Origin of the sequence: Jejudonia soesokkakensis (assembly GCF_042664795.1) — a bacterium.
GTDB classification, from domain to species: domain Bacteria; phylum Bacteroidota; class Bacteroidia; order Flavobacteriales; family Flavobacteriaceae; genus Jejudonia; species Jejudonia soesokkakensis.
On sequence record NZ_JBHTBN010000001.1, the window covers coordinates 857286 to 878451 of the forward strand.

Consider the following 21166-nt stretch of genomic DNA (forward strand, 5'->3'; position numbering starts at 1 on the left):
GCTAAATTTTAGTTAACAATTGAAACACTGTTATAACTTTATCGTCTTTACGGGGAACAGCAACTAAATTAAACCATCACTATTGTCTAATTCATTACTTGTTGAACAATGCAAGGAGCATAATCCTAGAGCACAAATGGCTTTGTATAAGCAATACTGTGACGGAATGTTTATTGTTGCGAGCAGGTACTTAAAAGATACTGCAACTGCAGAAGATGCGTTGCAGGAATCATTTATCAAGGCGTTTAAAAAGATACATCAGTTTAAAGGTGATGTCACTTTTGGAGCCTGGTTAAAACGGATTGTCATTAATACGTGTCTCGATACCATCAAAGCGAGAAAACTGGAAGTGCAGTCCATCAATGAAGAGACAATGAGCATTGTCGATGAAGAGGAAGACTGGTCTGTGCCCGATGCTACCACAGTAGCTGCGGTGCATGAAGCCATAGAAAAATTACCAGACCATTACAGTAAGGTGGTGCAGCTTTTTTTAATAGAAGGCTATGATCATCAAGAAATTGCTGTGATACTTGGTATTTCTGAAAGTGCTTCGAGAACAAACCTTCATCGCGGAAAAATTAAATTAAAAGAAACCTTAAAACATTTGCAATATGGCACAGGATCTTAGAGATATGATGCGAAATACTAAGCATGCTACACCTTCTTTAACCGAAGGTCATGAGGCTCGTTTTGCCGAAAGGCTTGCAGAGGCATTCCCTCAAAATGAGGGTGCTTCAAAAAAGAATGGACCTACATTTTCATGGCTTAAAATAGCTTCTATTGCCGTTACATTTATAGCTGTGAGTATTTTTGGATACTATAGTCTTTCAGAAAAAAGCGAGATTACGGTAGCAGATACGTCACCGGCTATTAAAACAACCGAAGTCGCAAAGCAAATGACATTAGGGGATATTTCTCCAGATCTAAAAAAGATCGAGGACTTTTATATGACGGGTATTAATGTGCAGCTTAGCTCGCTGGAAATTACACAAGATAATAAAGACCTTATCGACGGGTATATGGAACAATTGAGCGAACTGGACAAAGAATACAGCTTTCTTAACGAAGAGCTTACAACCATGGGACCATCTGAAGCAACCATCACTGCATTAATAGATAATTTAAAATTAAGATTAGAGCTGCTGTTCAAACTTAAAAACAAATTAAAAGAACTAAAAAATCAAAACAATGAACAATACAATAGTATACAAACGTAGCATTGTAAGCATTTTTTTGCTTGTCGTCTCATTTGCAATTACTGCGCAGACCAAGTATAAAGAAAGCTTTGATGTACATGGTGAAGATGTTGTCGTGGCTGTAAACACAGCGTACACGAACATCATTTTTGAAACTTGGAACAAAAATAAGGTAGAAGTTGAAGCCACAGTTGAAGGGGAGAACCTTACCAAAGAAGAGAAAGCAGAAATTCTTGATAGTTGGAATTTAGAAGTCCTTGGAAATAGTAACAGAGTTGTTATTTCTAGTTTTCCTCAGCAATCATGGGGGAATGTAAATGCTTTATCAAATCTTGATGCCCTTAAAGAACTTGAATTTCTTGGACCTATGCTTAAGGATATGCCTATGCTTACTACTATGAAAGTGCCTGCATTTCCTGAAGATCTTATGCGTGACTTCGGAAACTTACAATTTGATTATGAAGCTTTTCAGAAAAATGAAGAAGGGTATATGAAAAAATGGGAGCAAGAAGTGAAAGAAAAATTTGGCAAGGACTTCGAAATGAAAATGGAGAAGTGGGCTAATGAGTTTGCAAATGAATGGAATGAAAAGAATGGGGGTAAGATCTCTGAAGAGTTGCAAAGTAATATGAAAGCCTGGGAAGAAAAGTTTGGCAAGGAAATGGAGAACTGGGGTGAGAACTTTGGAAAAGATATGGAAAAGTGGGCAGAGGAGTTTGAAAATACCTATGGTAAGGATGGAAATTTTACCAAAAAAATTATCACAGATCCACAGGGAAATAAGACCATTATTTTACGAAGCGATACCACAGGTAAGGTAAAAAATGTAAAGGCTAAAAAGACGATCATCATCCGGATGCCTAAAAATGCAAAGACAGAGATTGATGTTCGTCATGGTGAAATAAAAATGGCAGATGTCATGAATGTGAAAGCGAAACTAAACTATTCGCCATTTACAGCTAACAGTATTGATGGGGGGGAAACCCTCATCAATGCTGCTTATGCTCCTGTTATAATCAATAATTGGAAGCATGGCACTTTGTACGTAAAATTTGTAGATAATTGCACTATTAGTACGATTGACCGTATCAATTTGCGCGCTAATTCCAGTGACATTTTAATAGGGACCATAGTAAAAGATGCAGATCTAACGGGTTCTTTAGGGAATATTAAGATAGATAATATCGCAAGTACCTTTCGAAAAATTAGTATTACCCTTAAAAATAATGATGCTATCCTAATTACACCAACCTCTGATTTTACCTTCTATTTTACAGGGAAGAAATCTACGCTTCGATATCCAAAATCATTACAGTTGACAAATACCAAAAGAGGAGAGAATGTTTATGTTCAAGGATTTAAAACCAATAGAAACCTCAATAAAACAATTACCATTAATGCCTTGTACAGCAATCTTCAAGTACAGTAATCCCTACTACTTTCTCATCAAAAATAATGCTCCTATTGCAGAAGTTATAAAACCACCCGCAAAAGCACCAATGGCAGCTTGCCAGATATAACTTGTAATATTAAAATACGCATTCGCCTTTTCAATAGACATGAGCTCATTCGTTACCGAATAATTCCGCACTGATTCGAAATACTCTGGTGTAATATAGTTATGGGTGATATATTGTGCTAAAGGGGAAAGTAACGTTACAAATACTGCCATGAGTAAACCAGATAGAAATCCTTGTTTCCATGTCATTTTTCCTTTGTAAACACGTCGTCTGGTTTCCCGCATTGCAAGTAAATAGATGATCACGGCAAATGGAAGAAAGAATAAGGTTAACCACCAATGATCTGCGATACTTTCATCGTGCCATCCTAATGTTTTCTCTAATAACATCCAGGCAAGCGACATTATGGTAAATATGATTGCCCACTTTAATTCTATTTTAACCCTTTTCATAGTACAATTTTAGATAACTAAGGTATTAAAAAAAATCCCGAAGTTTTCACTTCGGGATTTTTAATATACGATTGACTTCGTTAGTCCACTAACACCCATTCACCTTTCGTTAATAAAGGAAGGGCCTGTTTGTACTTTAACGTCTTGTTTTCACCACTCATCACATTCTTGATCGTCACTTTATCGTTTCTTCCAATTTTAGGTTGATCTCTAACGATAGTTTCGGTTACTTGCTGGCGTTGTGGCTGAGTGTTTCCTGCAGCTCTCGCCTGTGCAGCACGTTCGTCCATATTTGGAATTTCGTCTTTCTGTTCGCTTAACTTTTCTTTTGATTTTACTTCGCGGGCTTCTTGTATCTGTTGTTGATTTTCCCTCGGAAGCTCTCCCTTAAATAAGAACGAAATCACTTCTTTATTTACCTTCTCGATCATTTTCTTAAATAATTCGAAAGCCTCAAATTTGTATATTAAAAGCGGATCCTTTTGTTCGTGCACTGCAAGCTGAACCGACTGCTTTAACTCATCCATTTTACGTAAATGTGTTTTCCATGCATCGTCAATAATGGCTAGTGTAATATTCTTTTCAAAATCATGAACCAATTGCTTTCCTTTGGTTTCATACGCTTTTTCTAGATCTGTTGCTACATTGATAGTCTTAACTCCGTCTGTGAAAGGAACCAGAATTCTTTTGTATTTATCCTTTTGAGTTTCATACACATTTGAAATTACAGGAAATGCCATCTCTGCATTGCGCTCCATTTTATCATTGTAGTGCTGGTAGGCCGATTTGTAAACTTTTCCAGCAATAGCCTGCATGTCCATTTTCTCAAACTCAGCTTCAGAAATTGGAGAACTCATAGAGAAGTACCGTATGAGTTCGAACTCAAAGTTCTTATAATCCTGAGCCATTTTATTGCTTTCGGTAATTACTTCCGCAGTATCATAGATCATATTGGCAACATCTACACGTAGTCGCTCTCCAAACAATGCATGGTAACGACGCTTGTAGACTACTTCACGCTGCGCGTTCATCACATCATCATATTCTAGTAACCTTTTACGAATTCCGAAGTTATTCTCCTCTACTTTCTTTTGAGCCCGTTCGATAGATTTGGAAATCATAGAATGCTGAATGACCTCTCCTTCTTTTAAGCCCATTCTGTCCATCATTTTGGCAATTCGCTCGCTACCAAATAAACGCATTAAATTGTCTTCTAACGAAACGTAGAACTGTGAGCTTCCTGGATCCCCCTGTCGACCAGAACGACCTCTTAACTGTCTGTCTACACGGCGGCTATCATGACGTTCGGTACCTACAATTGCGAGTCCGCCGGCTTTTTTCACTTCATCACTCAATTTAATATCGGTTCCACGACCTGCCATGTTTGTTGCAATAGTTACCATTCCGCTGTTTCCTGCTTCAGCAACTACATCTGCTTCTTTTTTATGCAGTTTTGCATTCAATACATTGTGTGAAACATTTCGGATGCTTAACATTCGGCTTAACAATTCACTTATCTCAACCGAAGTGGTACCAATCAATACAGGTCTTCCGGCTTTTGCAAGATCATTTACCTCGTCAATAACAGCGTTGTATTTTTCACGTTTGGTCTTGTAAATTTTGTCTTCTCTGTCATCACGGGCAATAGGACGATTGGTTGGAATTTCAACTACATCGAGTTTGTAGATCTCCCAAAGCTCTCCTGCTTCGGTTACTGCCGTACCTGTCATCCCACTTAATTTGCGGTACATTCTAAAGTAATTCTGAAGCGTAATGGTTGCAAACGTTTGCGTCATTGCTTCAATCTTGACATTTTCTTTTGCTTCAATCGCCTGGTGTAATCCGTCACTGTAACGACGGCCATCCATGATACGACCTGTTTGTTCGTCAACAATCATTACCTTATTGTCCATTACTACATACTGCGTATCTTTTTCAAATAAGGCATATGCTTTTAATAACTGACTCAAGGTGTGAATACGTTCACTTTTAATCCCGAACTCTCTAAATAATACTTCTTTTTCTTCCGCCTCTTCTTCTGGGGTTAAACCTTTGCTTTCGATCTTAGCAATTTCGGCACCCATTTCTGGCATGACAAAGAAGTCTGGATTGTCATTTCCTGAAAGATAGTTAACCCCCTTGTCTGTTAATTCTATCTGATTGTTCTTTTCGTCAATAACAAAATACAACTCCGCATCGATCTTTGGCATCTCACGGTTGTTGTCCTGCATGTAGAAGTTTTCGGTCTTCTGAAGCGTTTGTCGTACTCCTTCTTCTGAAAGGAATTTGATCAAAGCCTTGTTTTTTGGCAATCCGCGAAATACTCTATAGAGGTGAAAACCACCTTCTTTGAGATCACCTTCAGCAATAAGTTTTTTAGCTTCAGCAAGGACGCCTGTTAGGTATTTACGTTGTACATCAACGATATCCTGAATTTTAGGTTTTAACTCATTAAATTCATGACGGTCTCCCTGTGGTACCGGTCCTGAAATAATTAAAGGCGTACGAGCATCATCAATTAAGACACTATCCACCTCATCGACAATGGCGTAATGGTGTGGACGCTGTACCAAATCTTTCGGCGCATGCGCCATGTTATCACGTAGGTAATCAAAACCAAATTCGTTATTGGTTCCGTAGGTAATATCTGCATTATATGCCTTTCGACGTGCTTCACTGTTTGGGCGGTGGTGGTCAATGCAATCGACACTCATTCCGTGGAATTCAAAAATAGGCGCCATCCATGCGCTATCCCGTTTTGCAAGGTAATCGTTCACAGTTACAAGATGCACGCCGTTTCCGGCAAGTGCGTTTAAGTATACGGGAAGTGTAGCAACCAATGTTTTTCCTTCTCCCGTCTGCATTTCTGCTACTTTTCCTTGATGTAAAGCTACCCCGCCAATCAATTGCACATCATAATGTACCATATCCCAGGTCACTTGTTTCCCTGCTGCATCCCATGAATTGTTCCAGATTGCTTTTTCACCATCCAATGTTACATATTCTTTTTCTCCAGAAAGTTCACGGTCAAAAGGAGTAGCCGTCACTGTAATGGTTGTGTTATTTTTAAAACGCTTTGCAGTTTCTTTTACGACAGCAAAGGCTTCGGGAAGTATTTCATTTAATGTTGCTTTTTCAACTTCATACCGTTCATCTTTTAGCGCGTCAATTCTATTATAGATATCTTCTTTCTTATCGATATCCTCCATGGCTTCTGCTTCAAGCTGAAGGGAGTCAATTTCATCCTGTATGGCTTTTTGGTCTTCCTTGATCTTGTTTCTAAAGGCATCAGACTTCGCTCTTAACTCATCAATAGAGAGCTTTTCTATAGCTCCCTCGTGTTTTTTAATTTCATCAACATACGGCTGAATGTCGCCAATATCTTTTTTGGATTTGTCTCCTACAAATACTTTTAATACGCTATCTAGTAATCCCATTATATTATTGTTATACGTGCCGAAGCACGTTTTATAGTTTGTTGTTATGTATTTCTTTTAAAAAGAACTAAAATAAGCTACTTTTCAAAGATAGGTGTAAACCTAAAAAAGTCCCTGTAAACAGAGACTTTTTTTATGATGTTGAGATACTGTTTCAATCTCTTTTATTGTATGTAGGCGGTATACGCCTTTACGTTAATATTCGTCTTCGTTCCACAAATAGTCATCATCTGTGGGATAATCTGGCCAAATTTCTTCAATTGAATCGTATGAGTCTCCCTCATCTTCAATCGCTTGTAAATTTTCTACTACTTCTAGTGGGGCTCCTGTTCTAATCGCATAATCGATTAGTTCATCTTTTGTTGCCGGCCAGGGTGCATCGCTTAAATAGGATGCTAATTCTAAAGTCCAGTACATAGTACTAATTGTTTTTAATTTGCTGCAAAAATAATTTTTTAGATTAAAAAGTCAAGAAAAATCGTAATTATTTATGCTGTATTTTCAAGAACGTTTATAAAAAACTGTAATACAGTAGGTTATAATTTATATTTAACTAAAGATTACAGTTTCTCAGGGATCCACTTTATCTCTTGAGCTTGCAAGTCTAAGGACAACTTTCGTGCCAGCACAAAGAGATAGTCAGAGAGTCGGTTTAAATACATTAAAACACGTTCGTCGGTAGGTTCAAATTCGTGTAATTGAGTAGCCAGGCGCTCTGCGCGACGACACACACAACGCGCAATGTGACAATATGACACTGTTGTGTGTCCGCCGGGTAATACAAAGTGCGTCATTTGCGGTAACGACTCATTCATTCTATCCATTTCGGTTTCGAGGCGTTCAATCTCTTCCGAAGAAATTTTAGAAATATTGAGACGTTCTTTTCCGTTTTTTAAGGTCGCTTTTTCAGGATCTGTGGCAAGAATAGCGCCTACAGTAAATAATTTATTCTGAATGTGTACCAATATTTCTTTTGATCGGGGGTCAATTTCCTGGTCGCGTATCAAGCCAATGTATGAGTTAAGTTCATCTACCGTTCCGTAGCTTTCAATCCGAATATGATGTTTAGGGACTCGTGTGCCTCCAAACAATGCGGTCGTTCCTTTGTCTCCTGTTTTGGTGTAAATCTTCATATATAGTTATCGGTTATCGGTTATCGGTTGTCGGTTATCGGTTGTCGGTTATCGGTTGTCGGTTATCGGTTGTCTGTTCTCTGTTGTCTGTTCTCTGTTGTCTGTTCACTGTTGTCTGTTCTCTGTTGTGAGTTGTTTGCCTGCCTGCCCGAGGCACCTGCCTGCCAGAGGCACGACAGGCAGGTTGTGAGTTGTTTGTTGAAATTTTATTTTTGCTTACTGCTTACTGCTTACTGCTTACTGCTTACTGCTTACTGCTTACTGCTTACTGCTTACTGCTTACTGCTTACTGCTTACTCTTTTTCTCTTGTTCTTTTCGGCGTTCGTAATAATTTTTTCTGAAGCTTCTGCGTCCGCGGGAGCGCTGTCGTTTGGAAGTGTACCTATTCCAATACAAGACGATTGCTAGCAATACGACGCCACCAATGATAAGAACCACAGGGTTTGAAAGATCCAAAAATTCCATAGCGTGAAGATACAGTCTAGGGGTTCAAATTCCAAAGAATGAAATCCTAAATTCTGAAACACTCTGTTATGAGTTGACAGTTCTCAGTTCTCAGTTCTCAGTTGTCAGTTGTCAGTTTAATACCAAAATACCAAAAATCTACCCTACTACTATACTATCTCGTTCTGTTATCACTTTCTACGATACCATCCCGAAGTCTGATGATTCTATGAGCATGTTGCGCGATATCCTCTTCATGTGTAACTAGAATTACTGTGTTTCCTGAAGCATGAATCTCATCAAATAAATTCATGATCTCGACAGATGTTTTAGAATCTAGGTTTCCTGTAGGCTCATCGGCAAGAATAATAGAAGGTTTGTTGACCAGTGCGCGACCTACTGCCACACGTTGTCGCTGTCCTCCCGAAAGTTGGTTGGGTCTGTGGTCCATACGGTCTGCCAATCCTACATCGGTCAATACTTCTTCAGCACGTTTGGTACGGGCACTTTTAGAAGCACCGGCATACACCATGGGTAAGGCTACATTCTCTAGAGCTGTAGTTCGCGGTAAGAGATTAAAGGTTTGAAAGACAAAACCAATTTCTTTGTTTCTGATTTCGGCCAATTCATCATCAGACATATTACTCACATCGGCACCGTTTAGTTCGTACGATCCTGACGTAGGTGTGTCAAGACATCCTAGAAGGTTCATTAAAGTAGATTTACCAGACCCCGAAGGCCCCATTAATGCGACATACTCTCCACGCTCGATGTCTAGGTCAATTCCCTTTAACACCTTTACAATTTCTTGCCCTAATGGGAAGTCTCTTCTAATATCTCTGATCTTGATAACTAAACTCATTGATTGTGCTTCTCTTGGTTGAAATTATGATTTGGTCATATGACGCAAAGTGACTTTGGTTGTTACACTCTAATAGTAAAATGTTGTTTTGGCTGTGTCTTTCTGAAAGTTACGATTCCCCATTGAAAGGTATCAATACTTACGGTAACTTGTGGGTGGTTGCTTATTTGCTGCCAAGCTTCGGTCATGGGTCTGCTCCAATAAATATCATCAAATATAACAATACTGTCTTCTGAAACGTTTGGCAGCAACGTTTCAAAATATGCAAGTGTTTTTTCTTTGTTATGATTTCCGTCTATAAAGACAAGTTGGTAGTTTTCTTCTTTTATTTCAGAAAAGAAGGTTTCAAACCTGCTGTTGTTTAGCTGAATATTTGTAAGCTGAAAGCTTTGAAATAATTCCTTCGCTTTTCTCGCAGTATTTGGGCAGCCTTCTACCGTTACAATGTTCGCATCTGGATTTCCAAGGGACAAAGCCGCTGTTGCAAGACCTAATGACGTTCCTAGTTCCAAGATCTTTTCCGAAGAAAAATACTGCGTCAGTCTAAAAAGTAATCGTTGTCTTTTCTGGCTCATCCCAGCATATCTGGCAATATCACTGACTTTTCTTGTATTGCTTTTAAAAACTCTGGAACCTTGTCCAAAGTCAGTTACTTCGATGACTGAAGTGTCTTTTTTTAACAGATTTCTATATTGCTTTAATCGTTTGTAGGCAGGATATTGAGTCTTGTCGTAAAAGCATTTAGTGACTACATCATAGACAAAAGGAGAGTGGACTCCGTGCGCGTTGGTGCTGCGGAAGAGGAATTTTAGGTAGGACTTGAGTTGGTGCATTTTTTGTTGACGGTTTTCAGTTCTCAGTTCTCAGTTGTCAGTTGTCTGTTGTTGGTTTCCAGTTGTCGGTTGTCTGTTGTCGGTTTCCAGTTGGCGGTTGTTTTTGCACCCCTAATGAGCTACGCTCGGTATCTTCAAATAAGTCTTACTTATTTTCGATAATCCTCAAGGGAACAACTTGTTTAGTAATATTAAAAATAGATAGCATATATTTATATAAAATGGTAAAATAAAGTTTAAAAAAAGTAGCTTATTTTCTATTAATTTCATTTTAATTGTCCCCTTGAGGGGACTTTAGGGGTGTCTTTTTTTTTTGCTAATAAATTGGATATGGTTTCTTCTAGTACTAATGATACACTAAACATATTTTTCTTGATTTCTGAGTCTGAAAATCTTACAAAAGAAACTCCGTACTTTTCTATTGCCTGTTGTCTTTCAGAATCCTCTGTAAATCGGTATTCATGAGTTACGCCGTCTATTTCAATTACCAGTTTTATTTCATGACAATAAAAATCTACAATATATTCCAGCATTGGAACTTGTCTATGAAACTGAACTCCAAGAGCTCTTTGTTTTATAGCCTTCCACAAAATGATTTCGGATAGCGTGCTGTTTTTTCTTAATTGTCTAGCGAGAGGTTTTAATTTTGAGTTATATGGGATGATTGGGTTTTTCAAATATTATTATTATTTGCAGCTTTAAAGATATTGAATTTTTTAGTGCAATGACACCCCTAAAAACCTGACTATCGTCAGGGTCCCCTCAAGGGGACATTTTATGTAGTTTTTCAAATAAGCAATATTTATTTTTGATAATCTCATGGGGACAATTAAAAGAGTTCCCCCTTTGAAGGGGGAAACTGTCGAAGACAGTCGGGGGATGTTTTAGAAATTTTACAACTTCATTAAAAACACCGCTTATAATGATGCCTCCCTCTCGCTACGCTCGTCGGAGGCAAGTCAAGGAGTCATTTTATACAGTTTTTCAAATAAGCAATACTTATTATCAATAACCTTCTAGGGCACAACTTGTTCAGTACTTTTAAAACACATAACATTCTTTGAAAATGGTAATAGGAAGTTTAAAAAAAGGAAAGTTTTATTTTCTCTTAATTTAATTTTGATTGTCCCCTTGAGGGGACTTTAGGGGTGTTTTATAAAGTTTAAAATGTTATTGCATTTTTGAAGATAGTTCAAACCAGCGCTCGGTTTTTTGTTCGATGGTATCTATGATCTCCTGAAGTTTTTTAGATTGTTTGTCAATTTCTTCTCCATCCCAATTTTCAGTAGCGAACTTATTTTGTAGTTGCTCTCTGTCTTTTTCTAAGTTGGCGATCTGTTTTTCTAATTTACTAAATTCTTTTTGCTCATTATAGCTTAATTGTGGTTTGCTCGCATCCTTTTTCCAGTCATTCTTAGGTTTGCTTTCTGTCTTCGTTTCCTGAACTTCTTTTACAGCACTGTCTTCGTACACTCTGTAATCTGAATAATTTCCTGGAAAATCCTGAATAACCCCTTTTCCTTTGAATACAAATAAATGATCCACGATCTTATCCATAAAATAGCGGTCGTGAGAAACTACGATCAAACAACCCGGGAAATCCAGTAAAAAGCTTTCCAATACATTGAGGGTGACAATATCCAGATCATTGGTAGGCTCATCCAGAATTAAAAAGTTGGGATTTTTAATAAGGACGGTGCAGAGGTATAACCTCTTTCGCTCGCCACCACTTAATTTTTCTACAAAATCATATTGTTTTTTTCTATCAAATAAAAAGCGTTCCAATAACTGTTGGGCTGAGATCTGTCTGCCTTTTTTTAACGGAATATAATCACCAAATTCCCTTACTACATCAATAACTTTCTGTCCTTCTTTAATTTTTATTCCTTTCTGAGTGTAATATCCGAACTTAACGGTTTCTCCAATCACTACTTTTCCGGTGTCGGGAAGTATGCTTCCAGTGATCATATTGAGGAAGGTAGATTTTCCAGTTCCGTTTTTACCAATAATACCTACCCGTTCTCCTTTAATGAAGTTGTAATCAAACTTGTTGAAGAGCTCTTTATCATCGTAGCATTTTGACACATTATGTAGTTCGATTACTTTGGTGCCTAGACGTTCCATATTGAGTTCTAATTGCATCTCATGGTCATTTCGTCGTTGGTGTGCCCGTGCTTTGATGTCGCTAAAATCATCGATACGCGACTTGCTTTTTGTCGTACGGGCTTTGGGTTGGCGTCGCATCCAGTCCAATTCTTTTTTATAAAGTTGCTTTGCTTTGGCGGTTTCGGTAGACTCGGCGTCAATGCGGGCGTCTCTTTTTTCCAGATAATAGCTGTAATTTCCTTTGTAACTGTATAAATTTCCTTCATCCAATTCTACAATTTCGTTGCAGACACGCTCCAAGAAATAGCGGTCGTGAGTGACCATAAACAAGGTAAAGTTTTCTTTGGCAAAGAGTTCTTCCAGCCACTCGATCATTTCAAGATCTAGGTGGTTAGTAGGTTCATCCATCACCAATAGGTCTGGTTGCGTTAATAGTGCATTGGCTAAGGCCAGTCTTTTTTTCTGTCCGCCACTTAGAGTTTTCACTTTATGGTCTAAGTTTTCTAGCTTCAGTTGGAAAAGGATCTGCTTGTAGCGGGTTTCAAAATCCCAGGCATTATGGGCATCCATTTGATCGAATGCCCTTTGATAGCTTTCGGTTTCTTCTGGATGTAGTATTGCCTTTTCATAATTTGAAATCACTTTTAATATCGGATTGTCCCCTGTAAAGATGGTTTCTTCGACGGTTAATTCTGGGTTGAGGTTGGGTTCCTGAGAGAGGAAGGCGACTTTTAAATTCTTCCTGAACACTACGTCACCTTCATCCGGAGCATCCTCTCCAGAAAGAATATTCAGTAAGGAAGTTTTACCCGTTCCATTTTTGGCGACAAAGCCAATTTTTTGTCCTTCATTGATTCCGAAGGAAATGCCTTTAAACAAGACACGTTCCCCATAAGACTTTCCTACATTTTCGACAGATACGTAATTCACAGGTACAATTTTTTGCAAAATAAACTGTTTTTAGTCAGTTAACATAGTAACAATGGCTTTAAAATACTTTAAAGCCAATCAATATATTTTATAATTAGACACATTGCGTTATATTTGTCCAAGACAAGCGCCACCCTAAATGAAACTCACATCACTCCTTGTATTACTTTTGTTGTTAGTAGGGTCTTCCTGCATCTCCAGAAAGCAAATTACGTATCTTCAGGAAAATGAAAATACCCGTGATACGATCTATCCTATTTTAAAGAAAAATGAGCCTTATCGTTTGCAGGTGAATGACCTTTTAAGTATTCGTACGAAGGCATTAGATCCTGATTTTAAGGATATTTTTAATCCTGTGGGTGAAGCCGATCCTAATGCTACTGGTGAAGAGCGCTTATATTATGATGGCTTTGTAGTCAATCCTCATGGAAAGATACGAGTGCCTATACTGGGTGAATTACCCGTACTAGGGATGACGGTCGATGAAGTGCGAGAAGACATTGAAAGACGGCTGTTAGCAGATTACTACAAAGAAGAAGCCAATGTTTTTGTTACGGTAAAATTAGCAGGTATTCGCTATACCATTGCCGGGGAAATTGGAGGTTCAGGATCTAATATTATTTACAGAGATCAAGTGTCAATTGTAGAGGCAATTGCCAATAGTGGAGGAGTCCCGCTTACCGGAGACCTTTCAGATATCATAGTCATACGGCAATATCCTACCGGACAAAAGGTACATCATATCGATCTCACAAGTATCGATGCGATGAATTCTCCGTATTATGATATCAAGCCTAATGATCTTATTATTGTCAATCCATTACCGCAAAAAACTATTGGTACGGGTACTACAGGATTACAATCCTTTACCACCATATTAAGTGTAGTCACTGCACTTACGGGTGTTATTTTATTGTTTATACGTTTATAAAACTATGGATCAGGAATTTGAAATAGATAAGGTTGAATCCACTTTTGATTTCAAAGGGTTTTTGGTTCGCCTATTACGACACTGGCCTTTATTTGTTTTTTCTCTAGCTATCGCTTTTGGTATTGCGTATTATATCAATGTTCGTAAACTTCCTGTGTATGCAATGGGAAGTATGATTACTGTAAAAGACGATCAGAATCCTTTTTTTACGACTAATACCAGTTTAACCTTTAATTGGGGAGGGACTTCAGACAAGGTTAATAATGCCATGATCGTATTAAAGTCACGTTCCCATAACGAATCGGTAGTGGAGCGTTTGCAGTATTATTTGAACTATCAACGGGACGGAAAATACCAGCGTGTTGATGCCTATAAGCAAACTCCCTTTTTTGTGGAGGTAGATACGTTACGCCCTCAAATACTTGGTAACGATATCACAGTTCGTTTTAAAGACAGTGTTACCTTTCAATTAGAAACTGTTTTTACTGAAGGAAATGTTACCCTTCAGAATTATTCTTCGAAGGAAAAAAGTGTTCGGTATTTTGCTGCGGAAACTTTTAGCCAAGAATTTAAGATCGGTGAAAAAATCGAGTTGCCTTTTTTTAGCGGGCGTTTTGCTCCTAATCCAGCCATTAATGTGGTGCCGAACAAACCTTATTACATCAATTTTACCAATTTTGACTCTGCAGTAGCCCGCTATTCTAATGTCAACATCTCACAAAATCCTCCCGGTTCGTCGGTACTTCGCTTGAGCATGGTAGGAACTAACAAGGCTAAACTAGTTGACTATCTTAATAATACTGTGAAAGTATTACAAGATGAAGCTCTAGAAAGAAAAAATCTTTTTGCTACTAAAACGATCAAGTTTATTGATAGTATGTTACAGGAAAAGAGTGGTGAATTGGTCGATGTGGAAGCAGAACTTAATGCGTTTAAAAATAAAAATGCTGTTTTGAGTCTGGAAGCCGAAGGACAGAACATTCAATCCCGCTTAAATTCTTTAGATACGAGAAAGGACGGGGTACAGCAAAAATTGAATTATTACAACACACTGGAAGCCTATTTGACGACACGAACCGATTACAGTAGTGTGCCTGCACCTTCAGTTGCTGGGATTACGGAAGGAAGTATTGTAGCGGGTGTTTCTAAAATTACCGATCTCGCTCAAAACCGAAGTAAATTATCTTACTCGTTTAAAGAAGACGCTCCTGTGTTTGATGATATCGACCGGCAGATCAATGCGATTAAAACGGTTCTTCTAGAGAACATTAATTCTTCTAAGGGATTAATACGACAAGAATTAGCGACCATCAACAGAGACATAGGACAGTATGAAGCAGAAATTCGAAAGCTTCCGAAGGAACAACAAGACCTTATTAAAATTGAACGAAAATATAGTTTAAGTCAGGGGACGTATAATCTATTCTTGTCTAAGCGTAGTGAAGCTAATTTGGTCAAAGCTGCCAATGTAAGCGATGTGTTGGTGATTGATCCTGCCAAAGATACGGGGGGTGGCAAAGTAGGTCCTAATACGCAGCTTAACTATATTATGGCAGCCTTGTACGGATTTATCATTCCCTTTGTTCTCGTGTTTGTGCGCGTGTTTTTTGATACGAAAATTCATACCGTAAAAGATATAGAGCGGTTGAGTAGTATTCCTATTTTGGGCGTTGTAGGGAAAAGTCGTGTGGCGAGTAATCTCGCTGTGATTGAAAAACCAAAATCGTCGGTTGCTGAATCCTTTAGAGCGTTGCGATCCAGTCTTCAGTTTATGTATAAAAAACAAGGGATCGAAGGCACTAAAACGGTGTTGGTTACTTCTTCTGTGAGTGGTGAGGGAAAAACATTTACTTCTATCAATATAGCTTCGGTATTTGCGCTTAGTGAAAAGAAGACTGTCTTGCTAGGGCTAGATCTTCGGAAGCCTAAAATATTTGGAGATTTTAAGATTGATAATACCAAAGGCGTTGTGAACTATCTAATTCGGGATGCCGATCTTTCAGGCATTGTTCAAAAGACTGAGATTCCTTACTTGGATGTGATCACTTCCGGACCTATTCCTCCCAACCCTTCTGAATTGCTGATGAGCGAACGTATGGAAGATCTTATTGAAGAATTGAAGCAAACCTACGACTATATCATCTTAGATTCTCCTCCGGTAGGATTAGTGACAGACTCCCTAGAATTATTAAAATTTGCAGATGCGACCATCTATATGGTACGTCAGAATTATACCAAGCGCGGCATGTTCTCTATGATCAATGAAAAATACAAACGTGGAGAAGTTTCGAATATCAGTTATGTCTTTAATTTCTTTCAGCAGAAAGGAACTTATGGCTATGGGTACGGGTATGGTTATGGCTACGGCTATGGTGCGTATAGTAATGGCTATCATGAAAATGAACGGAAGCGATCGCCTTGGAAAAGGTTGCTAAGGAAGTTTAAGAGGTAAAGGGTTGATGGTTGTCGGTTGTTGGTTAATGGTTGATAGTTGATGGTTGGGAGATGGAAGCTGGAAGCGTGAAAAGTGAAACGTGACTGGTGAATAGGTGTCAGTTGTCGGTTGTAAGCGTGAATGTAGGAGGTGAATGGTGAAACGTGAAAAGTGTTATAAAAGCTGAGATATAAATTTGCTAACGAAACAACAACATATACAAAAACGAATCTTTGATGTTTTGCTGGCGTTGGTATTGTTGCCCTTTTTGATCTTACCCATTATTATTTTGTGGGTGTTGGCTTCCATAAGTACGAAACAGAATGGTTTGTTTTTTCAGAAACGAATAGGAAGGTACGGAACCCCATTTTTTGTTTATAAACTACGTTCTTTACAAGGTAAAAATCATCAAAGTATCAACGAAATGAAAGCGTTGGAAACTTCGTTTGGTCGATGGCTACGCCGAACGAAATTAGATGAATTACCACAACTTTTTAATGTGCTTTCAGGTACAATGAGTTGGGTAGGGCCTCGCCCTGATGTTCCTGGGTATGCAGATTTGCTTGAAGGAACAGACCGCAATCTTTTGCAAGTACGCCCTGGAGTTACCGGTCCCGCTACTTTAAAATATAAAAATGAAGATGTGTTGTTACTTCAACAAAAGGACCCCAATCTTTATAATGATACAGTGATCTGGCCAGATAAAGTACAAATCAATAAACGCTATGTGGAAACGTGGAGTTTTAGTGGAGATCTGAAGTATTTGTGGAGGTCGGTATTTGGGGCGTGAGGAGTGAATGGTGAATCGTGAAACGTGAAACGTGAAACGTGATGCGTGAATAGTGAATGGTGAGTGGTTGTCTGTTGTGAGTTGTCGGTTGTCTGTTGTGAAACGTGAAGAGTGAAATATGAGACGTGAAAAGGCTTAGCATAAAGTTAAAAGATTGCTTTGCTGTTATATATTTAGTCGATATTCGATAGTTGGGAGATGGAAGCTGGAAGCGTGAAAGGTGAACGTGAAAAGTAGGAAGCGGGAAGTAGGAAGTTGGAAGTAGGAAGTAGGAAGTAGGAAGCTAAGAGTTATATATCTTTCCGAGAATACTTTTAGAAAGATTTAAATTTATAGTTGGTTGAATTTTTTTGTTGAGTATTTTAATTTTATGGATTGTCCCCTTGAGGGGACTTTAGGGGTGTTTTTTAAATTCCTTTAGATTAATAAATTAACTGGCCTTTGAAGCTAGAGAATAAATAAATAGAATGAGTAAAAATTTTAATACCCATCCAACCATAGCAATTATAGGCTTAGGCTATGTAGGCTTGCCGCTGGCGGTTGCATTTGCATCAAAATATAAAGTGATTGGTTTTGATATTAATGCCCATCGGATTGCTGCTCTGCAAAAAGGAATCGACCATACCTTAGAGATAGAAAAAGACCAATTAGTAGGTGTGCTTTCTTCGGAAGGTGATACAGGTCTCTTTGTAACTGATTCTGCGGAAGCCATTACCGAAGCAACCGTATATATCGTCACCGTACCTACGCCTACCAATAAATATAATCAGCCAGTATTGACTCCGCTTCAAAAAGCAAGTGAAACAGTAGGGAGTGTTCTTAAGCAAGGAGATGTAGTAATTTATGAATCGACGGTCTATCCCGGAGTGACCGAAGACATTTGTGTACCCATACTTGAAAAAGTTTCAGGACTTCAGTTTAATAAAGATTTCTATGCGGGCTATTCACCCGAACGTATTAATCCGGGGGATAAAAAACATACCATCACAAAAATCTTAAAAGTAACGTCGGGTTCTACTCCCGAAGCAGCGAGCTATATTGATGGTTTATACGCTTCCATCGTCACTGCGGGAACCCATCTGGCACCTTCTATTAAAGTAGCAGAAGCTGCTAAAGTGATCGAAAATTCGCAACGTGATATTAATATTGCATTTGTTAATGAACTGTCTAAGATCTTTAGACTACTGGATATCGATACGCAGGATGTATTGGATGCCGCTGCCACCAAATGGAATTTTTTACGCTATACACCGGGGCTGGTAGGTGGCCATTGTATTGGAGTTGACCCTTATTATCTTGCTCAAAAAGCACAAGAAGAAGGCTATAATCCCGAAATCATTCTGGCAGGTCGGCGTATGAATGATGGGATGGGAAATTATGTGGCTCAAGAGGTGGTAAAATTAATGATCCGAAAGGACGCGAAAGTAAAAGGAGGAAATGTGTTGGTCTTAGGAATTACCTTTAAAGAAAATTGTCCCGACATTCGGAATAGTAAAGTGATCGATGTGATCACTGAATTGGAAAAATACAATCTGAATATCGATGTGTACGATCCGTGGGCGAATGCCGAAGAAGTTTCAGCAGAATTTAATTTACACCTTTCTGAAGCTTCCGATTTAAAATTCAATTATGATGCGGTGGTTTTAGCTGTATCGCATGCAGAGTTTTCAGTATTTGATATAGAAGCGCATACGAATGATCCTTGTGTAGTATTTGATGTGAAGTCGTTTTTGCCAAAGGGGAAGGTTGATGGGAGGCTTTGAAACGTGAAAGGTGAGACGTGAGAAGTGAGTCGTGAAAGGTGAGACGTGAGAAGTGAGACGTGAGACGTGAGTCGTGAAAGGTGAGAAGTGAATTTTTAGAAATTAATTTTATGGATCATAAAGAGTTAGATGTTTGGAAAAAGGGAATGCTCTTAGTTGAAAAAGTTTATACAGTTTCTAGTGCTTTTCCAGATTCTGAACGTTTCGGCCTTACTTCACAGATCAGAAGGGCTGCTGTTTCAATACCGTCTAACATCGCAGAGGGAGCTGCAAGAAAAAGCGATAAAGAATTATTACAATTTTTGAGTATAGCCTTAGGTTCTCTAGCAGAAGTAGAAACACACTACTTAATTGCTTTACGATTAAACTTTCTTGAAGAAGATATTTCTTTAGCTAATTTAATTACTAAAGAGAAACAATTACTTTTAGGGTTTCGAAATTACATAAAAAAGAAAATGAAATAACGATTCACGATTCATGTTTCACGATAATTCAAATCATAGTGTACAACGAACCATATCATAAAAGAAATCTTTCAAAACACTCCTTCCTAGTAACCGGAGGTGCAGGTTTTATAGGGAGTAATCTGGTTGCGTATTTGCTTCAGCATGGAGCAAAAAAAGTTCGGGTGCTGGATAATTTGGCAACAGGAAGCCTTCAGAATATAACTCCTTTTAGAGATCATAGTGCTTTTGAATTTATGGAAGGGGATATACGTGATCTGGCGACTTGTAAAAAGGCGATGAAAGGTATTGATTATGTGTCGCATCAGGCGGCATTAGGGAGTGTGCCACGTTCTATTGATGACCCTATTACCTCCAATGACGTCAATATTACTGGTTTTTTACATATGTTGGTGGCACAAAATGAAAGTGATACCGTGCAACGAATGGTCTATGCAGCTTCCAGTTCTACCTATGGCGATAGTTTGGCATTGCCTAAAATAGAGTCTGAAATTGGGAATCCGTTATCACCTTACGCCGTCACTAAATTGGTGAATGAATTATACGCAGACGTATTCTATAAAACCTATTCCACCCCTACCATCGGATTGCGGTATTTTAATGTCTTCGGTCCGGGTCAGAGTCCGAATGGTGCCTATGCAGCCGTAATTCCCTTATTTATGCAGGCATTAAAAGACGGTACGCCCCCAACCATTCATGGTGATGGAGATCAAACGCGTGATTTTACCTTTGTAGCCAATGCGGTAGAAGCCAATATACGAGCCTTCTTTTCTGCTGAAAATTCTGTAAACGAAGTGTATAATATTGCCTATGGAAACCGAATTTCCCTCAATGAACTTTGGAGTTCTTTACAAACTATTTCTTCAGTTACCCTGGATCCTGTTTACGGTCCGCCACGAGTAGGGGATGTACGAGATTCGTTAGCAGATATCAGTAAAGCGAAACGTTTGTTGGGGTATGCCCCGCAGTTTTCTGTGGAGGAAGGGTTGCGGGTAACGTGGGAGAACTTCTAAGCGTGAGAGGTGAGATGCCTGCCTGCCAGAGGCACGACAGGCAGGTGAAGCGTGAATTGTGATTTGGTTGTTGTAGGTTGGAGTCATTTCGAGTATCACGAGAAATCTCACATTATTTTATTATATGTTCTTTTTCTTGTGTCTTCCTCTCTCTTCGTTCGTCGGAGACAGTAAAAGAACCAAAAAGTCTAGACTGAAGAAAGTCACACTAAATTGTACGAGTAAACACTACACGTTCCGAAATTAATATATTACTATTTCAACAGTGCATTCCTCTCTCCGCTAAAGCGGATCGTCGGATGCAAAGAATTTTATGTGCTCCTTTCTTAGGTCGTTGTTTCAAGCCTTTGGTTTGATAGGGTTTATGTAAATACTACCTGATGTCATTTCGAGTATCACGAGAAATCTCACATACTTTTCTATTTCTTCATTTTTTTCAATGATAAAAAAACGAAGCAAAAAAAATCTAGACTGAAGAAAGGAATTCTAAATTCTACGAGTCAACACTACACGTTCCGAACTTGATGGTTTTACCATCTTCAAACAGCGGAACGCGTTTTACGCTTATTGCTCTTATATTTTACGTCCTTTATTTTGCTTGTCCAAAATAAAGTACCAAACAAAAGGACACCTTTTCATAGGAATTTAGAATAGTTCCTTCTGACCTATTCTAACCAAATCAAAAACTCCGCGGTAAGCCTCTTCGGGCTTACCTGAATTCCGGAGCTTTTTGATTTATATTCTGATGAAAAGGGAGTCTTGCATTTGAGTTTTGGGATTGTCCCCTTGAGGATTATCGAAAATAAGTAAGACTTATTTGAAGATACCGAGCGTAGCTCATTAGGGGTGTTTTGTTGATATCGAGTAAAAGAACCACCCCAATTTTCAGTATACTGAAAATTACCCTGTGGATTTCT

General features: G+C 38.6%; 18 protein-coding genes. 9 read left to right on the top strand and 9 right to left on the bottom strand.

Features of this window, described 5'->3' with window-relative positions; all coding sequences use genetic code 11:
* Nucleotides 1-82: 82 nt before the first annotated feature.
* From ACFQO1_RS03960 to ACFQO1_RS03970, 3 genes are read left to right on the top strand one after another with little or no spacing between them, the layout of a single operon-like run.
* Nucleotides 83-628, top strand: a complete 546-nt coding sequence (locus tag ACFQO1_RS03960; protein ID WP_380216673.1) for an RNA polymerase sigma factor — start codon at nt 83-85, stop codon at nt 626-628.
* Complete coding sequence (locus ACFQO1_RS03965; protein ID WP_380216674.1) at nt 612-1217, top strand: hypothetical protein; 606 nt, start codon at nt 612-614, stop codon at nt 1215-1217. Before ACFQO1_RS03960 ends, ACFQO1_RS03965 begins: the two co-directional genes overlap by 17 nt.
* Nucleotides 1189-2625 carry a hypothetical protein gene (locus tag ACFQO1_RS03970; RefSeq protein ID WP_380216675.1) on the top strand — a complete coding sequence of 479 codons (1437 nt, stop codon included), beginning with the start codon at nt 1189-1191 and terminating at the stop codon, nt 2623-2625. The genes ACFQO1_RS03965 and ACFQO1_RS03970 overlap by 29 nt, the downstream gene beginning before the upstream one ends.
* Before the next feature lie 6 nt (nt 2626-2631).
* Here the strand turns inward: ACFQO1_RS03970 and ACFQO1_RS03975 are convergent, their stop codons facing one another.
* From ACFQO1_RS03975 to ACFQO1_RS04015, 9 genes are all read right to left on the bottom strand, one after another.
* Nucleotides 2632-3108 (bottom strand): DUF4199 domain-containing protein, encoded by a 477-nt coding sequence (locus tag ACFQO1_RS03975; protein WP_380216676.1) that lies wholly within the window; start codon nt 3106-3108, stop codon nt 2632-2634.
* Between the two features lie 80 nt (nt 3109-3188).
* Nucleotides 3189-6545 (bottom strand): preprotein translocase subunit SecA, encoded by a 3357-nt coding sequence (gene secA, locus ACFQO1_RS03980; RefSeq protein ID WP_380216677.1) that lies wholly within the window; start codon nt 6543-6545, stop codon nt 3189-3191.
* 195 nt (nt 6546-6740) lie between these two features.
* Nucleotides 6741-6962: a DUF2795 domain-containing protein gene (locus tag ACFQO1_RS03985; protein WP_013070580.1), complete on the bottom strand. Its 222-nt coding sequence runs from the start codon at nt 6960-6962 to the stop codon at nt 6741-6743.
* Between the two features lie 143 nt (nt 6963-7105).
* Nucleotides 7106-7678, bottom strand: a complete 573-nt coding sequence (locus tag ACFQO1_RS03990) for a cob(I)yrinic acid a,c-diamide adenosyltransferase (RefSeq protein WP_380216678.1) — start codon at nt 7676-7678, stop codon at nt 7106-7108.
* 286 nt (nt 7679-7964) lie between these two features.
* Nucleotides 7965-8144, bottom strand: coding sequence for a hypothetical protein (locus tag ACFQO1_RS03995; RefSeq protein WP_380216679.1), 180 nt, complete (start codon nt 8142-8144; stop codon nt 7965-7967).
* A 154-nt stretch (nt 8145-8298) separates the two neighbouring features.
* Nucleotides 8299-8985, bottom strand: a complete 687-nt coding sequence (locus ACFQO1_RS04000) for an ABC transporter ATP-binding protein (protein ID WP_380216680.1) — start codon at nt 8983-8985, stop codon at nt 8299-8301.
* A 62-nt stretch (nt 8986-9047) separates the two neighbouring features.
* Nucleotides 9048-9818: an O-methyltransferase gene (locus ACFQO1_RS04005; RefSeq protein ID WP_380216681.1), complete on the bottom strand. Its 771-nt coding sequence runs from the start codon at nt 9816-9818 to the stop codon at nt 9048-9050.
* A gap of 266 nt (nt 9819-10084) precedes the next feature.
* On the bottom strand, nt 10085-10495 hold the full coding sequence (locus ACFQO1_RS04010; protein ID WP_380216682.1) for an endonuclease domain-containing protein: 411 nt from the start codon (nt 10493-10495) through the stop codon (nt 10085-10087).
* A gap of 493 nt (nt 10496-10988) precedes the next feature.
* Entirely contained in the window at nt 10989-12854 is a 1866-nt protein-coding gene (locus tag ACFQO1_RS04015) for an ABC-F family ATP-binding cassette domain-containing protein (protein WP_380216805.1), read from the bottom strand.
* A gap of 139 nt (nt 12855-12993) precedes the next feature.
* Between ACFQO1_RS04015 and ACFQO1_RS04020 the strand changes: the two genes are divergently transcribed.
* From ACFQO1_RS04020 to ACFQO1_RS04045, 6 genes are all read left to right on the top strand, one after another.
* Entirely contained in the window at nt 12994-13785 is a 792-nt protein-coding gene (locus tag ACFQO1_RS04020) for a polysaccharide biosynthesis/export family protein (protein ID WP_380216683.1), read from the top strand.
* 4 nt (nt 13786-13789) lie between these two features.
* Nucleotides 13790-16237, top strand: a complete 2448-nt coding sequence (locus ACFQO1_RS04025; RefSeq protein WP_380216684.1) for a polysaccharide biosynthesis tyrosine autokinase — start codon at nt 13790-13792, stop codon at nt 16235-16237.
* A gap of 178 nt (nt 16238-16415) precedes the next feature.
* The gene (locus tag ACFQO1_RS04030; protein ID WP_380216685.1) at nt 16416-17009 is read left to right on the top strand and encodes a sugar transferase; all 594 of its coding nucleotides are present in this window, start codon (nt 16416-16418) and stop codon (nt 17007-17009) included.
* A 467-nt stretch (nt 17010-17476) separates the two neighbouring features.
* On the top strand, nt 17477-18772 hold the full coding sequence (locus ACFQO1_RS04035; RefSeq protein WP_380216686.1) for a nucleotide sugar dehydrogenase: 1296 nt from the start codon (nt 17477-17479) through the stop codon (nt 18770-18772).
* A gap of 110 nt (nt 18773-18882) precedes the next feature.
* Entirely contained in the window at nt 18883-19236 is a 354-nt protein-coding gene (locus tag ACFQO1_RS04040) for a four helix bundle protein (protein ID WP_380216687.1), read from the top strand.
* 38 nt (nt 19237-19274) lie between these two features.
* Complete coding sequence (locus ACFQO1_RS04045) at nt 19275-20249, top strand: SDR family oxidoreductase (RefSeq protein ID WP_380216688.1); 975 nt, start codon at nt 19275-19277, stop codon at nt 20247-20249.
* The last annotated feature ends 917 nt before the right edge of the window (nt 20250-21166 follow it).

What these genes read in the sequence shown, in the direction of transcription:
- ACFQO1_RS03965 (WP_380216674.1), top strand. Translation starts at nt 612, where the DNA reads ATGGCACAGGATCTTAGAGATATGATGCGAAATACTAAGCATGCTACA.
- ACFQO1_RS03970 (WP_380216675.1), top strand. Translation starts at nt 1,189, where the DNA reads ATGAACAATACAATAGTATACAAACGTAGCATTGTAAGCATTTTTTTG.
- ACFQO1_RS03975 (WP_380216676.1), bottom strand. Translation starts at nt 3,108, where the DNA reads ATGAAAAGGGTTAAAATAGAATTAAAGTGGGCAATCATATTTACCATA.
- secA (WP_380216677.1), bottom strand. Translation starts at nt 6,545, where the DNA reads ATGGGATTACTAGATAGCGTATTAAAAGTATTTGTAGGAGACAAATCC.
- ACFQO1_RS03985 (WP_013070580.1), bottom strand. Translation starts at nt 6,962, where the DNA reads ATGTACTGGACTTTAGAATTAGCATCCTATTTAAGCGATGCACCCTGG.
- ACFQO1_RS03990 (WP_380216678.1), bottom strand. Translation starts at nt 7,678, where the DNA reads ATGAAGATTTACACCAAAACAGGAGACAAAGGAACGACCGCATTGTTT.
- ACFQO1_RS03995 (WP_380216679.1), bottom strand. Translation starts at nt 8,144, where the DNA reads ATGGAATTTTTGGATCTTTCAAACCCTGTGGTTCTTATCATTGGTGGC.
- ACFQO1_RS04000 (WP_380216680.1), bottom strand. Translation starts at nt 8,985, where the DNA reads ATGAGTTTAGTTATCAAGATCAGAGATATTAGAAGAGACTTCCCATTA.
- ACFQO1_RS04005 (WP_380216681.1), bottom strand. Translation starts at nt 9,818, where the DNA reads ATGCACCAACTCAAGTCCTACCTAAAATTCCTCTTCCGCAGCACCAAC.
- ACFQO1_RS04020 (WP_380216683.1), top strand. Translation starts at nt 12,994, where the DNA reads ATGAAACTCACATCACTCCTTGTATTACTTTTGTTGTTAGTAGGGTCT.
- ACFQO1_RS04025 (WP_380216684.1), top strand. Translation starts at nt 13,790, where the DNA reads ATGGATCAGGAATTTGAAATAGATAAGGTTGAATCCACTTTTGATTTC.
- ACFQO1_RS04035 (WP_380216686.1), top strand. Translation starts at nt 17,477, where the DNA reads ATGAGTAAAAATTTTAATACCCATCCAACCATAGCAATTATAGGCTTA.
- ACFQO1_RS04040 (WP_380216687.1), top strand. Translation starts at nt 18,883, where the DNA reads ATGGATCATAAAGAGTTAGATGTTTGGAAAAAGGGAATGCTCTTAGTT.